Genomic DNA, 16,957 nt, shown 5'->3' with positions numbered 1-16,957 from the left:
AAGATAACGTAAAAAACAAATTACCTCAACATAAGAAGGAAAAAAACACCATGATTGTAGCGATTGCCCAACTCAATTATCATATAGGGAATTTTGAAGAAAATACTGAGAAAATTATCGACACCATTTATGAGGCTAAAGCGCAAGGGGCCGACCTCGTTGTTTTTTCTGAATTAATTATTGGAGGTTATCTTGCTAAGGATCTGCTAAAATATAGCGCTTTTTTGGATGCGTGTGAAGAAAGTCTTCACCATATAGCCCAAGTTTGCGATGGCATAGCTTGTATTGTAGGCGCGCCAATTAGAAACAGCAGTAAACACGCCAAGAGTCTATTTAATGCAGCGATATTTATTGCAGACCAGGAAATTAAGCATATTGTGCATAAAACCCTGCTTCCAGATTATGATATATTTGATGAGCATCGTTATTTTGAACCGAATAATACCTTTAAGCCAATTACCTTTAAGGGGGTTAATATCGCCTTAACCATTTGCGAAGATCTTTGGAACAGCCTACCCCCATTTTTATATAAACGGGACCCCATGAAAGAGCTGTCGCGCTCGCAACCTGATGTGATGATCAATATAGCGGCTTCTCCTTTTTCTGAAAAGCATTTCCCTACCAGATTATCCGTTGTGGAGAGTCAGGTTCAGAAATATGAGATACCCGCATTTTATGTAAATGGTATCGGTGCGCACGCGGAGATTATTTTTGATGGTAGATCAATGGTTTTTGATAAGGATGCTCATGTTCTGGATATTTTGAATGACTTTGCAGAAGATATTCGTTTCTATAAGGTTGAGAAAGATAATATACTTCCTTTACATACGATTGTGCCCTATCGGGAAAGTGCCGATATTGCTCGGATTCATCAAGCTTTAGTGCTTGGTATAAAAGATTTTTTTGGTAAATCTGGTTTTCAAAAGGCCATACTAGGTTTGTCTGGAGGGATTGACTCGGCTGTTGTTGCTGCCTTAGCTTGCGAAGCTTTAGGTGCTGAAAACGTGATGGCTGTGCTTATGCCATCTATTTATTCAACCGATCATTCCATAAAAGACGCTATAGATTTAGTAAAGAATACAGGATGTTTGCACGAGGTTATACCGATAGGCGATGCTGTCTCATCTTTTGAGCGTACAATGGCTCCTGCATTTAAGGGAAAAGCACCCGATATTACGGAAGAAAATATACAGGCACGGGTACGTGCCATTGTATTAATGGCGATGTCTAACAAGCATGGATATATTTTGCTTAATACCTCCAACAAGAGTGAGGCCGCTGTTGGTTACGGTACGCTCTATGGAGATATGGCGGGTGCACTGGGCGTAATAGGTGATGTGTTTAAAACCAAAGTGTACGAGCTGGCAAGATATATTAATCGTAGCCAGGAGATAATACCAGAGAATACCATTGTTAAGGCCCCATCCGCTGAACTTCGCCCCGATCAAAAAGATGCTGATTCTTTGCCGGACTACGCCGTTTTGGATGAAATACTGTATCAATATATAGAGCTGGAACGGAGTGTTCAAGATATTATTAATAGAGGGTTTGCTGACGAGCTGGTTAAGCGGATTGTCCAAATGGTGGTTAGGGCGGAGTTTAAGCGCTTTCAATCACCGCCTATACTTCGCGTTACACGGAAGGCTTTTGGTACAGGAAGATCAATGCCTTTAGTTGCACACCATTCATTTTAGTTGGGTTCATGTAAAAATGTTACAACTGATTAAATTTTTCTAATTTGTAGCATATTGGCATTAAATTCGTTATTTTTATAGTGTAATTTCCTCTATCAAAAGTATGTCGCTATAGTGGAGGGAAGACCGATTAAATTGCTTTTTACATGCAATGTAATTGGTTTGTATATAAAAAAGCAATTTATCTAAGTTTGGGAGGGTATGAAAATGAAAAATAAATGGTTATTTATGGTGCTGGCGGCTATGGTTATGGCAGCCTGTTCACCTTATAGGTATTATAATACGCAAAGTAAGAATAGTGATTTTTCTAATTACAGAACCTATGCATGGCTGCCTGAGTTGGATTCTTTGTCAAAATCATACTACAATAATGCAATAGCGCAAGAAAATATATATGAAACTGCCGATGCAGCTTTACAGGCTAAGGGGTTAACTTATGATCAAGCTAATCCTGATTTGCTATTTCGTTATAAGGCGATCGTTAACAATACCAGTAGAACAGTTTATGCTCCAATGTGGGGAGGCTGGGGCTGGGGTTGGGGCTGGAACCCTTACTGGGGTATGGGTATGGGAGGTGGTGTAGGTACCGAGCGTTACCGTGCCGGCCATATCATTATTGAGGCCATTGATGCTAAAACAAATAAAGTAGTTTGGCAGGCTAGAGGCAGTGGAGAAGTTAGGAATCCGGAAAAAGCTGTAAATGATTTGCCCTATGTGATTCAGAATATTATGAAACAATATCCCGCGCTAGCGAGAAAATAGTTTTATAATAAATTTTACATAAAACAAAAAGGCCGTAATGTTAAATCGTTGCGGCCTTTTTGTTTGTTCGTTTGATAGTACCTATTAATAGCACAAAATAAATAGCTGCTCCGAAACTGCTGATGTAAGCCAGATAATCGCCTGTTGCGGTATAAAAGGTTATTTCTTCATTTAGATTAATATTTTCGCTCAGCGCGGTTGCTGTCCACCAGGTACTTTTTTTAGTGACATCTCCTCTTTGATTAATAAATGCGGATATTCCGGTATTGGCCGACCGTGCAACCCAACGTCGATTTTCAATTGCACGTAGTTTTGCGTACTGCAAGTGTTGGCTTTTACCGGATGTGTCGCCCCACCATCCGTCGTTGGTAACTACCGCGATGAACTGAGCACCCTGTTTTATATATGCTGCAACATAATTACCCCAAATAGATTCGTAGCATATAACCGGTGCAGCACCTATACCACTTTCGGCATAAAAAACAGACGGTTTATCTTGCCTTCCGTAGCTCCCTGTGCTGCCACCAAAAGCAGCAAAAAGTGGTTTAAGAAATGATAAAGAAGCGAAAGGTGTTTGCTCTACGCCAGGCACCAGCTTGGATTTATGGTAAAATTGCACTTTCGAAGAATTGTCAATTAGTACAGCGGCATTAAAAACATCGTAATATTTATCAATGTCGACAAATTTACGCGCGGAGCTAGTTTCTAGCGAATCGTAAATAAGCATGGATTCGATGCCTGATAATACGTTTCCATTCTTATAGTCGTTTAAAAAATGCTGGATGTTAAGGTAATTTTCGTTACCCCTTATTTCTTCTTCATTTACTCCCGGAGGCCTTTCAGGAATAGCAGATTCCGGCCAGAGGAAAAACTCGGTATTGGGCTGCGCTTGCTCTTTCGAAAGACGGATTAAATTTTCTACCTGCTGCTCAATAGGCATGCTCCACTTGGCATATGGATCTATATTGGGCTGCACGACCACCATATGAGAAGGGTTTTCACGTTCTTCATAAGTGAAATATCGAATGAGTGAGGAAATAGTAGGTATCAATATCAAAAGCAGGAAACCAAGAGTTTGTCTAAAGGTTAACCTAAATGAAGGATAGACAAGCTTTTTACGGACCAGCAGGAACAGTGCGATATTGCAAAACCATATCCAAAGCGAGCCTCCGTAAACACCAGTATATTCATACCATTGGATGAGCTGATGGGTGCTGGCAAAACCATTTCCAAGGGTCATCCAGGGAAATGCAAGTTCCCATGTTTGATGTAGGTATTCGTAAGCAATCCAAAAACAGACAAGACCAAAAAGACTAATTATAATGCTATATCTTTTTCTCAGTTGGTAGTAAAGTCTAAACGCAAATGCCATCAACAAGGCCGCCAGCCCAAAAGGGATAAGCGAAATAAAAATGGCGATATAAGCTGGCATCACGGCACTAATGGCGTTATACACCCAGTAGATAGAAGCCGTATTCCATACAACCGCAGTGACACTTGCTACCAGAAACACTTTGCTTCCAGATTTACTTTTTTCGAAAAGAATAATCTTTTCGATGGCTATCAACAATGGAACAAAAGCGATTAATAAAAGAGGAGAGGTATAAGGGATAGGTGGCCAGCCAACCCACAATAGAAGGGCACTTAGTAATGCTAACAGGTAATATTTTTTCACGTTAAAACTGCGATAGTATGTCGTTCTTTTTGTTTTCGTATTCTGCTTGAGTGATTAATTGTTTTTCAAACAAGGATTTTAGTTTTTTCAGTTTAATGGTGACTTCATCGTCTTCAACAGGCTTTTTTATGACAGGCTCTTCTTCAGGCTTCAGTGGTGGCTCTTTTGCTTCTTCCGGGACAGGTTTAAGCATTACAGGAGGTGTTGAAGCCTTTTTGATTTCAAGATCTTTTAGTCGCTGCTCTTCCTGTTTTTTCTCCAAGGCATCACTGGCCAGTTGGTATAGTTTTCTGACCTGAATCTTTGGAAGATATTCGACAGAGAAGTTTTCTGTATGTTGGGGGACTACAATAAATTTAGCTCCAAAAAACTCTTCCTTGAACGTAACACTTTTGATGTCTTGCCAATTATAGATAGTGAAATTGGTTGTTAAACCTAATTTGGCAGCTTTGCATAAGAAAAGACGCTTGTTGCTCAACGCCAAGCAATCAGGTAAAAGGGTGACTGCAGGTTTTTTCTGAACAGCGATGTAAGTAATTACTTCGCCAGAAGTAAGGATGTCTTTCAATTTTACCAACAGTTTTTCAACTACCTTTGGATCCTGTTCTTCGTTTAGATATTGTTCGATATACATTTTTACGATGTTTAGAGCCAGATAATGGCATCAAGATAACGTATTGTCAGGTTTGTTGTGCATCAATTGTTACACTTTATCCCTATATAATATGCTAATTTACGGTTTTCCGCCTACACAAATTACAAACTCTCCTTTTATGATATTGTTTTGAAAATGTTCAATAAGTTCCCTAAGTGTGCCACGTACATTTTCTTCGTAAACTTTGCTCAATTCCCGCGATACCGAGGCGCGTCTTTCTTCCCCTAAGATGGAACTGAAATCTTCCAATGTTTTTAGGATGCGATGAGGAGATTCATAAAAAATCATGGTTCGCTGTTCATCACTCAATGATTTCATCTTGGTTTGGCGTCCCTTTTTTACCGGAAGAAAACCTTCAAATACAAAGCTGTCGGCAGGAAGACCGGAATTAACCAATGCAGGTACGAAGGCGGTAGCTCCCGGAAGACAACATACACTTAATCCATTTTTTATTGCTTCACGCACCAAAAGAAAGCCAGGGTCGGATATCGCAGGTGTTCCGGCATCGGAAACCAGCGCGACGCTTTTGCCTTCTTTTAAGAAACGAATGATCTCATTAAGGGCCTTATGTTCATTGTGCTGGTGGTGGGCATAGGCTTTCTTGTCGATTCCGAAGTGTTTGAGCAGCGGTGCACTGGTACGCGTATCTTCTGCTAAAATAATATCAGCTTCTTTTAAGGTTCTTATCGCCCTAAAAGTCATATCTTCTAAATTACCGATTGGTGTGGGAACGATGTATAGCATGCGTTAAATATGGATTACCCTTGTTAATTTTAAGTGATCTGCGATGAGTTAAATCTTATGCTCACAGTCTTTCAGCTTTCATCTTTAAACAATATCTTTGTTGCAAACTTAGATAAACTGTCTTTTATATACAATTATTCACAAGCGTATATAATTTAAAGGTGTTCATGAGAAGAGCTACGCTGTTTATCGATCTCTCATCGGCAGATGAGAGCTTATTATTAAGATGAAAATTAAATATGTTGCAAATTAGTTATATCCGCGAAAACAGAGATGAGGTTGTCAGACGTTTATCTGTACGTAACTTCACAGAAATTGAATTGGTAGATGATGTGATACGTCTTGACGAAGAAATCCGTTCTACGAAATCAAAATCTGAATATATTTCTTCGGAAGCTAATGCAGCGGCCAAGCAAATAGGTGAATTGATGCGGCAAGGGAAACGTGAGGAAGCAGAAGCGATCAAAGCAAAGTCAGGGACCTATAAAGAGCAGGTAAAAACATTGCATGAAAAGCTGAATGAATTGGAACATGTTTTTCAGCAGAAAATAATATTATTACCGAATTTACCTCACGAAAATGTTCCTACGGGCAAGTCTGCCGATGATAATGAAATTGTCTTAACGTATGGTGAGAAAACGCTGCTATCAGAAAAAGCCTTGCCACATTGGGAATTGGCTACCAAATATGATATTATTGATTTTGAGCTTGGAGTAAAAGTAAGTGGTGCTGGTTTTCCGATATATAAGGGAAAAGGTGCTCGCCTGCAAAGGGCTTTGATTAATTTTTTCTTAGACCAGGCATCTGAACAGGGGTATCGTGAGGTTCAGGTTCCGGTATTGATCAATGGAGATTCCGGTTACGGTACAGGGCAGCTACCCGATAAGGAAGGACAGATGTATCAAGTAGAAGCAGATGATTTATATCTCATACCGACGGCGGAGGTCCCTGTTACTAATATGTATAGAGACCGGATTTTGAAAGAGGAAGATTTTCCTATAAAAAACACAGCATACACTCCCTGTTTCAGGAGAGAGGCAGGGTCCTATGGCGCACATGTACGTGGATTGAATAGACTACATCAATTTGATAAAGTAGAATTGGTGCAATTGGTCCATCCCGATAATTCGTATGCAGTGTTAGAAGAGATGAGTGCATATGTACAATCTTTATTGCAAAAACTTGAATTACCCTATCGTGTATTGCGTTTGTGCGGCGGAGACATGGGATTCACTTCGGCAATGACTTATGATATGGAAGTATGGAGCGGAGCCCAAAAGAGATGGTTGGAAGTTTCTTCTGTTTCTAATTTTGAGACATTTCAGAGTAATCGCTTAAAAGCCCGGTTCAAAGGGAAGGATGGGAAAATGCATTTGGTACATACGCTCAATGGCAGTGCCCTGGCTTTACCTAGAATTGTAGCTTGTCTCCTAGAGGAAAATCAGCGTGACCAGGGTATAAAAGTACCAGATGCGTTAGTGCCGTATACTGGCTTTGAGTGGATCGATTAATATTGTTTGTTATTAGTAGTGGGATGTCGTCCTGCTGCTATCTTTCAAACCCAAAAACCTGTTCGCGGTTATCCCGGTTTCCAAATATTTTGTTGCGAATCAATTGAGCCGCGATCATGCTAAAGGTAATGCCGTTTCCTCCGTATCCCAGGGCGAAAAACACATTCTTCCTATCTTTATATTCGCCAATGTAGGGTAAACCATCACTTGTTGAGCTGAAGGTCCCACACCAGGAAAAGTCGGTTACCATAGGTATGTCTGGGAACAGCCCTTTGAATTTTTTTTCCAGAATTTTAATTTTTTTCGGAAGTTGCGCGTCCCGTAATTTTGCGTTTTTAAATGGTATATCTTCGCCGCCCATCATAATTCTGTTATCGGAGGTCGTGCGCATATAATAATAAGGTTGTTTAGTTTCCCAGATTAGACAACGTTCTGGCCATAACGACTTAACTGTTAAAGGTTCGGATGCCAGTGCATAGGTAGAAATGAGGTTCATAACCTTTTCAGGTAGAAATTTACCGGCTTCAAAACCAGCAGCAATCACCATGTATTTACAGGTTATCTTAAACCCTTTTGATGTTTGCACCGTAAAGCCTTTATCGCTCTTGCTATAGGCAACGATCTCCGTATAGGGAAAGAGTTTTAATTGATTTTCTTTCTGGTGATGGTTAAACAACCCTATAGTGGTTTTATAACAGTCTATTTGTGCAGATGTATTGTTCCAAAGCGCTCCGTGGCGATCTATATTATATTGTCCCTTTAAGGTCGCTGCATCGAGAAATTCGACTGGGAGTTTATTTTTTTTTCTAATGGTATATTCTTCCTTTAGCTCCCTAAGACCTTTACGATTGCTAGCAAGTAGCAATGTGGGTATCTGTTGGAATTCTCCGTCGACCCTGGTTTGTTTTAAGACTTTTTTCAGATCGTTGATGGACTTTAAACTCGCTTTGTAGGCGGCAACGGCTTTTTTCTCATCCATTTTTTTTACCAATTGATGTAGAGGTACGTCGATTTCGTATTGCAGTTGCGCAGTACTGGCGCTTGTGCTTCCTCCGGCAATGGAACGTTTGTCGACCACCACACAGTTCATTCCCGTACTGCACAGTTCGTGTGCCACCAAAGCACCCGTAATTCCTGCTCCTATGATTAAAGTCTCAGTTGTTAAATCTTTGTCCAATGCACTGACCTGTTGAAGCATGGGGTTTTTTATACTCCAATACGGAGATCCAGAATGTAAGTCCATAAGTTTTGTCCAGTTTTTTAACTGGATGAATAACCCGGTGACGCCGATAATGTTTGGAGAAGTCTATCAGTTTCCGTATTTGATAGCTTCTGCTTTGTTGTAACGCTTGGCATGTTCGCCCCCGGCGTGTTCGGATCCAACGATGATTACACCATCGGCACCAACAGCCTTTGCTTTTGCAATAATGTCCTTCTTAGATCTTTCATCCCTGAATGAAGCGGGTGCCGATAAATGGCCGATGACCTTGTATCCCTTTTTAACGTCTTTACCGGCGTAATATACATCGATAGCATGTGTTGGTTGGAACCTATCTCCGATGTAAGTTGCCGTAACACAGGAAGATATCATGAAAAAAACAACAAAAACGGCTATATAATAACGTATAGGTGTCATATGATTAAATATTTTAAGGTTTAGACGTTTTAATAAATGATAGGTTTAATCAGATAGCGCTATGTTTAAGCGATTATGATCACTTTACTATTTCAGATCAACGTATGAGACAACCCTGGAAGGTCTGAGCAAGCGATGCTGCGGGCTCAGACGGTGAATATTTTATGAAATGGTCATTTGATAATTAAAAAAAAACGCCTAACTTAATAGGAGTAAAAATAGGAGGTAATAATGGCTAAGTTAAACACCGACTGGTTTATCGAAATCCCCTTAGATTTTGAGTATAAAAAGTATCAGCTTTTGGGTTATTTAAAAGAGATCAATTATCATTTTTATAAAACGAGGTTGTACCCTAATTTGAATGATTTAGTCTTCCACTATAACAACTTACATAAATTTAAAAAGGATAAAAAGACTTTGCAGAATTCGTTTCCGGTACGTTTAACACACGCAGATACAGAGGCTGTCAAACTTACCTACGAAAAACTGGTGAACGATGATGTAATGATGACGGAAATCGAACAGATTATTACCTATGCATTGGGAAAATTGGATATCGCATTGAAAGAAGGGAAGGAGATTTATGATTTTGTTGAAAGTCGTTTAACAATTGAATCAATAGGTATGATACCGCTCAATTCTCATTTTGGATATATGTTGCTTCGTAATGGGCAGGAAAAAGGGACCTTGGTGTACGAGTATCAAGTGACATTATTTGAAGGAAAAGATGAAAAATATAGGGGGGTACATATGGATTATGTCGATAAATATGACAGTCATTTTATATACGGTTCACCAGAGTCGATTCGTAAAGATCTCATTCAGAAAAGAACAAAACTACCTAATCCTGCCGTTTATCATATTGAAAGTGATATCACATTTCCACTCAATCAAACCCTATTGCCAATGGCAAAGCGTACATTGATGCGTAAAATTGCCTGATTATTTTGGTGGTGCGTGAATAAACCTGTATCAACATGTCGGGTTCATTTTTTATCTTTGCCGTATGAAAGATCATGCGGTAATTTTTGATATGGATGGTGTTATTTGTCACACCAATCCCTACCATGCGGAAGCCTTTAAAGTGTTTTTCGATAAAAGAAGTATTCCTTATACAGACGAAGAATTTACGGAACATATGTATGGTAAGCACAATAGTTATATTATGCAGTATTTTCTTAAACGAGCGTTAAGTAAGGAAGAGGTAACTGTGTTGGAAGATGAAAAAGAATCGCTTTTCAGGGAAATATATGCACAGCACGTGGCACCTATTAATGGTTTTTTAACGTTTTTGAGGGATTTAAAAGTGCATGGGTTTAAAACTGGTGTAGCTACCTCTGCGCCGCGTGCGAATCTCGCGCTTATTTTAGAAAAGTTGATGTTTGCCCAGCAGATGGAATCTATCTTATCCAGTGAGGATGTAAGTACACACAAACCCAATCCGGAAGTGTACCTCAAGTCAGCAGAAAATTTACAGGTAACCCCGCAGCATTGTGTGGTTTTTGAAGATTCATTTTCTGGCGTGACTGCAGCACTTCAAGCTAACATGAAAGTAGTAGGTGTGCTATCTTCACACACACAACAAGAACTACCACCCTGTAGTGCCTACATCAAGGATTACTCCGAGGTAGATGCCCTTTTTATAGAAGAGTTATTGAGCCGCTAGATTATATACATAACGCGTTAAACCTCTTCTTTTGCTATCCATTTACCCACTGTTGGAGCTTGATAGTTTTTCATTTGACTTAGCAACCCCGCAATGTGTTCATCTATTAGGAGCATTTTTCGGTTAATTTCTTTTAGGAAACCATTGCTTACCATATTGTCTAGCAAATGTATTAAGTCATTATAGAAACCTTTGGTATTCAGCAGGCCTATTGGTTTTTTATGCAGGCCTAATTGGGCCCATGTGATGATTTCAAACAGTTCTTCCAGCCAAAGCCGCCTGGTAAGGCTATAAAACCATCACTGAGATCATGCATCATTGTTTTTCGCTGATGCATGGTTTCTACAATATGTAAATCGCTAACTCCTCGATGGGCCAGTTCCTTCTTCTGGAGGAAATCAGGTATAATACCCACCACGCGTCCGCCTTTGCTTAACGCACCATCAGCAACTGCTCCCATCAGTCCAACTTTGGCACCTCCATACACCAGTTGTATGTGCTGTTTTGCCAAAGTCTCGCCTAATAGAATAGCCTCTTTTTGGTAAATTGGCTCTACCCCCGTGCTAGACCCGCAAAAAATCGTAATACTATTCATTTTGAATTTATCTAATGGCTTCGAGCTCTTGTTTTGTAAAGTCTATCAACTCTTTAACATAAGCCTGACTAAAGTTAAACTCAATTCCTGCCGTTTCGTATATTTCAGGAATTGTTTTGGTATATCCCAGTTTTAAGGCTTCCATATATTGTTTTAAGCCTTTTTCGCGATTTTCTTTATAATTTCTCCATATAGCAATCGCACCTAATTGAGCCATTCCATACTCTATATAATAGAAAGGCACTTCATAGATATGTAATTGCTTTTGCCAAAGGTAAGCCTTTGCTTCTTCTTCTCCGGTCCAATCAGCGAAATTTTCACCGAATTGATTAAAGAGCTGATTCCACGCCTGGTTCCTTTGTTTTTCGGTATGATCCGGGTTCGTATAGAGCCAGTGTTGAAATTGATCCACAATGGCCACCCAAGGAAGGGTTTTCAATATATCCTCCAACTGCTCTTTCTTGGCGCGTTTTAAGTCATCCGGATTATCGAAAAAAAGATCCCAGTGATCCATGGAAATAAGTTCCATACTCATTGAAGCTAATTCAGCAATCTCGCTTGTGAGGTGTTTAAAATCGTTCAGCTCTAGATGGGCAGAGAGAAAGGTATGCAAAGCATGTCCTCCTTCGTGTACCATGGTCGTTAAATCTCGGAATGTACCTGCGGCATTCATGAATATGAAGGGAGCCCCTCGCTCGGCCAATGGATAGTTGTAACCGCCGGGAGCCTTTCCTTTTCTACTTTCAACATCGAATAGGTTGTTGTCTCGCATCGTTTCGATGCATTTACCGACATAGGGGTCTAGTTTGCTAAAACATTGTACTGTCTTATCAATTAACTCCTTTCCGCTATCAAAGGGTTTAAGTGCGGGTTTGCCCGTGGTATCTACTTCAAGATCCCAAGGCTTCAGGCGATCTGTTTTTAACCTTTCTTGCCTGATTTTTGCCCGCTCCTGTAGTAGTGGCACAACCTCTTTTTCTATTGCGGCATGAAAAGCGTAGCAGTCTTGGGGGTTATAATCAAATCGGCCCATTGCCTGAAACATATAATCCCGGTAATTTTCAAATCCTGCATTAACTGCTATTTGATGGCGAAGCTTCAATAAGTCACTAAACAAGCTTTGCAGCGCTACTTTGTCTTGAAGACGTCTATCTGTAATTTTTCTCCAAACATTTGCTCGTTTTATCCTGTCTGGATCTTTTAGAAAAGAGGCTGCCTGTGGGAGTGTATACTTTTGGCCAATGATTTCTACTTCCATATTTCCAGTTATGGACTGGTATTTCTGTTGCTTTAGCTGAATTTCGGTTTGTAATGCAACGTTCTCTTGTCTAAAGATTTCCAGCGCTTTTTTTACACTCCTCAAGTAGGTGAAATATTTTTCTTGGTCGAGGTTTTCCCGATATTTGGAATCTATCAGCTTTTTGTTAAGACTATTGCTAATCGGGGCTATTTTAGGCTCAATTTCCGAGGCAAAATACTGAAAATTTTTAAGGAGAGTTTCATCGGTGGTGTCACAGGTCATCCGAATGTAGCGCCAGGCAAAATCTTCTTCCAAAACAGCTTCCAGTTCGCTTCGATCTAGCATCCATTTTTCAAGTTCTTCTTTAGATCGTATAGGGCGATCTTCTAGTTCTTTGAATAATGGCGATAAATTATCCCAGGTTATTTGAAGGTTTACGGGGACGTATTGACGTTTTTTATTCGTTAACATTTGCATAGATAAATTCACTATTTGATGTGAAAAGTAGAGCTGTTAAGAAGTATTCCTTCTTTCGCCTTACAAACATAAGAACGACTTTGTAAAGTTTTAATTTTTTTACTAAAAATGATCATCAAAAGAGAAAAACTTAATCGTTTCTTCGGGAGGGTACCAAATCAACTAACCCTCCCGAATAAATGCGTATACCGCTTCGTTCCGAAATATATCATGTGGATATATGTATGTTAAAGGGGTAGCGCCGGGCATGTGTATTTACCTGAAAAAATAGATGTCCAACAAAAAGAAAATAGCGAAAATTACGGAAGCAATGCCGTTAGTGGTCATAAAAGCACGATTTACACGGCGCAAATCTGTCGGACTCACAATGATATGCTGATAGATTAACAAACTGCAGTAGAAGATGATTCCAGTTATATAGAACCAACTTAAATGCATGTAAAACATAGGTATAATCACACATACCGCAGACAATACGTGTAGCAGCTCAGAGACGCGTAGGGCTCCCTTTTTACCAAAATAGGCTGGTATAGAATTTAAACCATGTTCACGGTCAAATTCTTCATCCTGTAAGGCGTAAATAATATCAAAGCCACTTACCCAAAACATTACGGAAAAAGCATACATTATCGGCACAATGTTAAAACTGCCGGTAACAACAAGATATGCTCCTAGTGGAGCCAAACCCAAACCGAGTCCTAATACCAAATGGCAAAGTGGCGTAAAACGTTTGGTATAACTATAGAACAATACAACAAAAAGTGCAATCGGAGAAAGGTAGAAACAAAGCGGGTTAATGAAATACGTTGCGATAAGGAAAATAAAGCAATTGATAAGGGTAAACAGCAGTGCACTTTTGGCGCTGATTCTACCTGCAGGAATATCACGCATGGCTGTGCGCGGATTAAGTATATCGATATCGCGATCGAGGTAGCGGTTAAAGGCCATTGCCGCATTACGAGCGGTAACCATGCATATCAACATCAGTAACAGCAGCTGCCAATTGAAGGAATGCTTAGTGGTGTGCACGGCTAAGAAGAATCCTATGAAAGCAAAGGGCAGTGCAAAGATACTATGTGCAAAGAGTACAAGAGATAGATATTTCTTCATTTATTAATGTTTCAACTTTCGTAAGATGAATAGAATTTTTGGTTAACGTCATCGATCAACTCCATCACCTGATCGCATCCTAAACGGCTTTCTGAGGAGGTGAGAAAGTGTGGCGGAATTTCTTCAAACCATTGCTTCAACGCTTTACAAAAAAGGGCGATATGCTGATCAGATTTTACCCGCGATTGTTTGTCGGCTTTAGTAAAGACCAGTATGAAAGGAATACCTTTTTCGCCCAACGTATAACAAAAATCTAAGTCAATTTTCTGAGGTTTTAACCGGCTATCGACCAGTACGAAGACACATTGTAGATTCTCTCGTGTAAAAAGATACTTTCTTATGAATTTCTCCCATTCATTGCGGTTGCTGCGTGAAGTTTTGGCATAACCATAGCCGGGAAGATCAACCAAATACCAACGGTTATCGATCAAAAAATGATTTATCAGTTGTGTTTTTCCAGGAGTCTGTGAGGTTTTTGCCAGACCTTTTCTCTGGGTAAGAGCGTTGATTAGCGACGATTTGCCGACATTCGATCGGCCTATAAAGGCGTATTCAGGTAAAGTGGGTTGGGGTAGCTTATCTACATTTGTGTTGCTGCAAATAAATTCCGCACGTTTTATCATCATGCAACAAAGATAATCATTTTAGTTGTCTCCAAGGGGAGGTACGCTAAGGCATTAGCTATGAAGGGTAGCCATAAAACATTATTAAATGCGTCAATGCTGCTGTATAACAGCTGAGAATGTATTTGGCGGTAATAGCAATTTTATCTAAGTTTGCGTACACATGACTTCAAAGACAGTAACTCCATACAGAGACGATAAGGCTGGAAAAAAACAGCAAGTTGCTACAATGTTTAATAAGATCTCCGGGACCTATGATTTTTTGAATCATTTTCTTTCATTGGGAATCGATATTATCTGGCGTAAGAAAGCCATCAGTTTGCTTAAAGATGCTCGGCCCAAGTTCATATTGGATGTAGCTACAGGAACTGGTGATTTTGCTTTTGAGGCTCTCCAAAGGTTAAACCCCGATCGGATAATAGGCGTAGATATTTCGGCAGGTATGCTAGCTGTAGCTAAAGAAAAAATAGCGAAGCGCAATCTACAGCACAAGTTTGAGGTCGTTTTGGGAGATTCCGAAGGACTGCCCTTCGAGAGTGAAACATTTGATGCGGTTACAGTTGCTTTTGGAGTGAGGAATTTCGAACATTTGGAGAAGGGGCTTAGCGATATGTGCAGGGTGTTGAAACCGGGAGGAAGGGCCGTTATTTTAGAATTCTCTAACCCTAAAGTTTTTCCTGTAAAGCAATTGTACAACCTCTATTCGAAAACATTGATGCCCTTCTTTGGACGAATGTTTTCCAAAGATAAAAATGCATATAGTTATTTACCTGAATCAGTTGCGCAATTTCCTGACGGAGAACGATTTACTTCTATTTTAAAAAAAGCAGGTTTTATTGATACCGTTAGCAGACCGCAAACTTTTGGCATCTGTACGATATATATAGGTGTAAAATGATATTGAAAGGAGGTATAGTTATGGTCTTTTTGTTGGGTTCTTGTTTTGTGCTACAGGCGCAGAAAGTTGCTATACCTTTTGGAGGTGCCTATGATGAAAATCAAATTTTACATGTGGGTTTCTTTTTTAATTATCAAACTTCATACTATAAAGTACGTAAATCAAGTGGTTGGCAAAACGCAGACGGGGGCATACCGGGACGTCGTTTGGTAGGGATAAGTACACCGACAGCTATGGGCGGACTGGGATTCGGTATACCAGTAGACGTTCGACTGGGCGGGAATACTAACTTTATATTCAGGCCTTCCTATATTATATTTGCCAATCAGCCGTTAAACTATCAATTTAGGGAGGGAAGCAGCACCTATACCGTTTCAAAGTACCATAAAGAAGAAATGGAAAGGGAAGGGGGAAATGATGAACTTGACCGAAACTTTTTTGTTTTTGATATGCCTGTCCTATTGAAGTTCAAATCAGACATGAAGCAGCTCTATGGAGAAGATAAATATAGGGGGTATGTGGTCGGTGGTTTTAAGTTTACAAGGAATATAGGTAGAAACAAATATTATAACCGATTGATAGATACTCCAAACCCTGCTGATAGGATGCCCTTAATTGTGCAGCCTTCTTATTTTTCTTATGAAGCAGGTGTTGGTGCAGACTTTTTTTTTGAATACTTCAAGATGTCGACAGAATTGAAATGGTCGCAAAGTATGCATAGTATATTGGACAAGAATTTTAGCGGAAGGTCCAACCCTTTTATGGATCCAATAGACAAGCTGTTATTGCGAAGCATTCAGTTTAGTTTAATATTTGAATGATAACCAAGAGTTAATAAAAGTGTTAAAGCATATGAAAACGGTTTTTATAACGGGTGCAAGTTCAGGTATAGGGTTTGCTTGTGCTGAAATATTTGCGCGCGAAAAATATAATCTTTTGCTGGCCTCTAGACGTGTTGATCGGTTACATGCAATGGCCAATGATCTTCAGGATAAATACGGCGTTAAAATTCATGCGGTAGGTTTAGATGTAAAAGATAACGCATTGGTTGAAAAGGCATGGAATGAATTACCGGATGCATGGAAGGAGGTGGATGTGCTCATCAATAATGCTGGGTTGAGCCAGGGACTTGATCCTATACACGAAGGTGATATAGCCGATTGGGACCGGATGATCGATACCAATGTTAAAGGCGTGCTGTATATTACCCGAATAGTTGCACCAATTATGAAAGAGCGGGGGAGTGGACATATTATTAATGTAGGCTCAATAGCTGGAAAAGAAGTCTATCCCAATGGTAACGTGTATTGTGCAACAAAACATGCGGTAGATGCGTTAACTAAAGCTATGCGTATAGACCTATTACCCTATAATATAAAGGTAACGAGCGTAGATCCAGGAGCGGTGGAAACAGAGTTCTCCATTGTTCGATTTAAGGGAGATGCGGAACGTGCAAGAAAGGTTTACGAAGGTTTTACTCCATTAACAGCGGAAGATGTTGCCGAAGCGATTTGGTTTACCGCTTCACGACCCGCACATGTGAATGTAAACGATCTTTTGTTAATGCCTACGGCGCAGGCTTCGGGCACCTTATTCTATAAAAATAGTAAATCTTAAGTAAATACTTATTTCAAAGTAGCTATTTTAGCCGTAAAATAAGTAGTTTTGCCA

Annotated in this window: 16 protein-coding genes and 1 pseudogene; 8 read left to right on the top strand and 9 right to left on the bottom strand. The window is 39.8% G+C overall.

Annotation, left to right across the window (positions count from 1 at the left end):
• The first annotated feature begins 50 nt into the window (after positions 1-50).
• Both H8S90_RS25620 and H8S90_RS25615 read left to right on the top strand, forming a co-directional pair.
• Positions 51-1,694, top strand: coding sequence for an NAD+ synthase (locus H8S90_RS25620; RefSeq protein WP_187340574.1), 1,644 nt, complete (start codon positions 51-53; stop codon positions 1,692-1,694).
• Between the two features lie 201 nt (positions 1,695-1,895).
• Positions 1,896-2,456, top strand: coding sequence for a DUF4136 domain-containing protein (locus H8S90_RS25615; RefSeq protein WP_255501743.1), 561 nt, complete (start codon positions 1,896-1,898; stop codon positions 2,454-2,456).
• 40 nt (positions 2,457-2,496) lie between these two features.
• Here H8S90_RS25615 and lnt read toward each other — a convergent pair whose 3' ends face one another.
• The 3 genes from lnt to rsmI all read right to left on the bottom strand — a co-directional run bounded on the left by lnt (position 2,497) and on the right by rsmI (position 5,530).
• Entirely contained in the window at positions 2,497-4,131 is a 1,635-nt protein-coding gene (gene lnt / locus H8S90_RS25610) for an apolipoprotein N-acyltransferase (RefSeq protein WP_187340573.1), read from the bottom strand.
• A 1-nt stretch (position 4,132) separates the two neighbouring features.
• Positions 4,133-4,765 carry a PH domain-containing protein gene (locus tag H8S90_RS25605; protein WP_187340572.1) on the bottom strand — a complete coding sequence of 211 codons (633 nt, stop codon included), beginning with the start codon at positions 4,763-4,765 and terminating at the stop codon, positions 4,133-4,135.
• Between the two features lie 99 nt (positions 4,766-4,864).
• Positions 4,865-5,530: a 16S rRNA (cytidine(1402)-2'-O)-methyltransferase gene (gene rsmI, locus H8S90_RS25600; RefSeq protein ID WP_187340571.1), complete on the bottom strand. Its 666-nt coding sequence runs from the start codon at positions 5,528-5,530 to the stop codon at positions 4,865-4,867.
• A gap of 239 nt (positions 5,531-5,769) precedes the next feature.
• Here rsmI and serS point away from each other — a divergent pair, with 239 nt between their 5' ends.
• Positions 5,770-7,041: a serine--tRNA ligase gene (serS, locus tag H8S90_RS25595; protein ID WP_187340570.1), complete on the top strand. Its 1,272-nt coding sequence runs from the start codon at positions 5,770-5,772 to the stop codon at positions 7,039-7,041.
• 37 nt (positions 7,042-7,078) lie between these two features.
• Here the strand turns inward: serS and H8S90_RS25590 are convergent, their stop codons facing one another.
• Together H8S90_RS25590 and H8S90_RS25585 are read right to left on the bottom strand one after the other, a co-directional pair.
• The gene (locus H8S90_RS25590; RefSeq protein WP_187340569.1) at positions 7,079-8,284 is read right to left on the bottom strand and encodes an FAD-binding oxidoreductase; all 1,206 of its coding nucleotides are present in this window, start codon (positions 8,282-8,284) and stop codon (positions 7,079-7,081) included.
• A gap of 66 nt (positions 8,285-8,350) precedes the next feature.
• On the bottom strand, positions 8,351-8,677 hold the full coding sequence (locus H8S90_RS25585; protein WP_187340568.1) for a hypothetical protein: 327 nt from the start codon (positions 8,675-8,677) through the stop codon (positions 8,351-8,353).
• A 231-nt stretch (positions 8,678-8,908) separates the two neighbouring features.
• On the opposite strand from H8S90_RS25585, the gene H8S90_RS25580 reads away from it, so the two are divergent.
• The gene (locus H8S90_RS25580) at positions 8,909-9,619 is read left to right on the top strand and encodes a hypothetical protein (RefSeq protein WP_187340567.1); all 711 of its coding nucleotides are present in this window, start codon (positions 8,909-8,911) and stop codon (positions 9,617-9,619) included.
• Between the two features lie 64 nt (positions 9,620-9,683).
• Complete coding sequence (locus H8S90_RS25575) at positions 9,684-10,343, top strand: HAD family phosphatase (RefSeq protein ID WP_187340566.1); 660 nt, start codon at positions 9,684-9,686, stop codon at positions 10,341-10,343.
• A gap of 17 nt (positions 10,344-10,360) precedes the next feature.
• On the opposite strand, the pseudogene H8S90_RS25570 reads toward H8S90_RS25575, so the two are convergent.
• From H8S90_RS25570 to yihA, 4 genes and pseudogenes are all read right to left on the bottom strand, one after another.
• A pseudogene (locus H8S90_RS25570) lies at positions 10,361-10,938 on the bottom strand (TIGR00730 family Rossman fold protein).
• A gap of 7 nt (positions 10,939-10,945) precedes the next feature.
• The gene (locus H8S90_RS25565; RefSeq protein ID WP_187340565.1) at positions 10,946-12,649 is read right to left on the bottom strand and encodes a M3 family oligoendopeptidase; all 1,704 of its coding nucleotides are present in this window, start codon (positions 12,647-12,649) and stop codon (positions 10,946-10,948) included.
• A 261-nt stretch (positions 12,650-12,910) separates the two neighbouring features.
• The gene (locus H8S90_RS25560) at positions 12,911-13,765 is read right to left on the bottom strand and encodes a UbiA-like polyprenyltransferase (protein WP_187340564.1); all 855 of its coding nucleotides are present in this window, start codon (positions 13,763-13,765) and stop codon (positions 12,911-12,913) included.
• A gap of 11 nt (positions 13,766-13,776) precedes the next feature.
• On the bottom strand, positions 13,777-14,391 hold the full coding sequence (yihA, locus tag H8S90_RS25555; RefSeq protein WP_187340563.1) for a ribosome biogenesis GTP-binding protein YihA/YsxC: 615 nt from the start codon (positions 14,389-14,391) through the stop codon (positions 13,777-13,779).
• Between the two features lie 160 nt (positions 14,392-14,551).
• Between yihA and ubiE the strand changes: the two genes are divergently transcribed.
• From ubiE to H8S90_RS25540, 3 genes are read left to right on the top strand one after another with little or no spacing between them, the layout of a single operon-like run.
• Positions 14,552-15,286: a bifunctional demethylmenaquinone methyltransferase/2-methoxy-6-polyprenyl-1,4-benzoquinol methylase UbiE gene (ubiE, locus tag H8S90_RS25550; RefSeq protein ID WP_187340562.1), complete on the top strand. Its 735-nt coding sequence runs from the start codon at positions 14,552-14,554 to the stop codon at positions 15,284-15,286.
• On the top strand, positions 15,283-16,107 hold the full coding sequence (locus tag H8S90_RS25545) for a hypothetical protein (RefSeq protein WP_187340561.1): 825 nt from the start codon (positions 15,283-15,285) through the stop codon (positions 16,105-16,107). Before ubiE ends, H8S90_RS25545 begins: the two co-directional genes overlap by 4 nt.
• 31 nt (positions 16,108-16,138) lie before the next feature.
• The gene (locus H8S90_RS25540; protein ID WP_187340560.1) at positions 16,139-16,903 is read left to right on the top strand and encodes an SDR family oxidoreductase; all 765 of its coding nucleotides are present in this window, start codon (positions 16,139-16,141) and stop codon (positions 16,901-16,903) included.
• Positions 16,904-16,957: the final 54 nt, after the last annotated feature.

This window comes from Olivibacter sp. SDN3 (assembly GCF_014334135.1).
Classification (GTDB): Bacteria; Bacteroidota; Bacteroidia; order Sphingobacteriales; family Sphingobacteriaceae; genus Olivibacter.
Note: the sequence above shows the minus strand (reverse complement) of the source record. Positions and strands in the feature narration are given on the sequence as shown.

What these genes read in the sequence shown, in the direction of transcription:
- H8S90_RS25620 (WP_187340574.1), top strand. Translation starts at nt 51, where the DNA reads ATGATTGTAGCGATTGCCCAACTCAATTATCATATAGGGAATTTTGAA.
- H8S90_RS25615 (WP_255501743.1), top strand. Translation starts at nt 1,896, where the DNA reads ATGAAAATGAAAAATAAATGGTTATTTATGGTGCTGGCGGCTATGGTT.
- H8S90_RS25605 (WP_187340572.1), bottom strand. Translation starts at nt 4,765, where the DNA reads ATGTATATCGAACAATATCTAAACGAAGAACAGGATCCAAAGGTAGTT.
- rsmI (WP_187340571.1), bottom strand. Translation starts at nt 5,530, where the DNA reads ATGCTATACATCGTTCCCACACCAATCGGTAATTTAGAAGATATGACT.
- serS (WP_187340570.1), top strand. Translation starts at nt 5,770, where the DNA reads ATGTTGCAAATTAGTTATATCCGCGAAAACAGAGATGAGGTTGTCAGA.
- H8S90_RS25590 (WP_187340569.1), bottom strand. Translation starts at nt 8,284, where the DNA reads ATGGACTTACATTCTGGATCTCCGTATTGGAGTATAAAAAACCCCATG.
- H8S90_RS25585 (WP_187340568.1), bottom strand. Translation starts at nt 8,677, where the DNA reads ATGACACCTATACGTTATTATATAGCCGTTTTTGTTGTTTTTTTCATG.
- H8S90_RS25580 (WP_187340567.1), top strand. Translation starts at nt 8,909, where the DNA reads ATGGCTAAGTTAAACACCGACTGGTTTATCGAAATCCCCTTAGATTTT.
- H8S90_RS25575 (WP_187340566.1), top strand. Translation starts at nt 9,684, where the DNA reads ATGAAAGATCATGCGGTAATTTTTGATATGGATGGTGTTATTTGTCAC.
- H8S90_RS25565 (WP_187340565.1), bottom strand. Translation starts at nt 12,649, where the DNA reads ATGTTAACGAATAAAAAACGTCAATACGTCCCCGTAAACCTTCAAATA.
- H8S90_RS25560 (WP_187340564.1), bottom strand. Translation starts at nt 13,765, where the DNA reads ATGAAGAAATATCTATCTCTTGTACTCTTTGCACATAGTATCTTTGCA.
- yihA (WP_187340563.1), bottom strand. Translation starts at nt 14,391, where the DNA reads ATGATGATAAAACGTGCGGAATTTATTTGCAGCAACACAAATGTAGAT.
- ubiE (WP_187340562.1), top strand. Translation starts at nt 14,552, where the DNA reads ATGACTTCAAAGACAGTAACTCCATACAGAGACGATAAGGCTGGAAAA.
- H8S90_RS25545 (WP_187340561.1), top strand. Translation starts at nt 15,283, where the DNA reads ATGATATTGAAAGGAGGTATAGTTATGGTCTTTTTGTTGGGTTCTTGT.
- H8S90_RS25540 (WP_187340560.1), top strand. Translation starts at nt 16,139, where the DNA reads ATGAAAACGGTTTTTATAACGGGTGCAAGTTCAGGTATAGGGTTTGCT.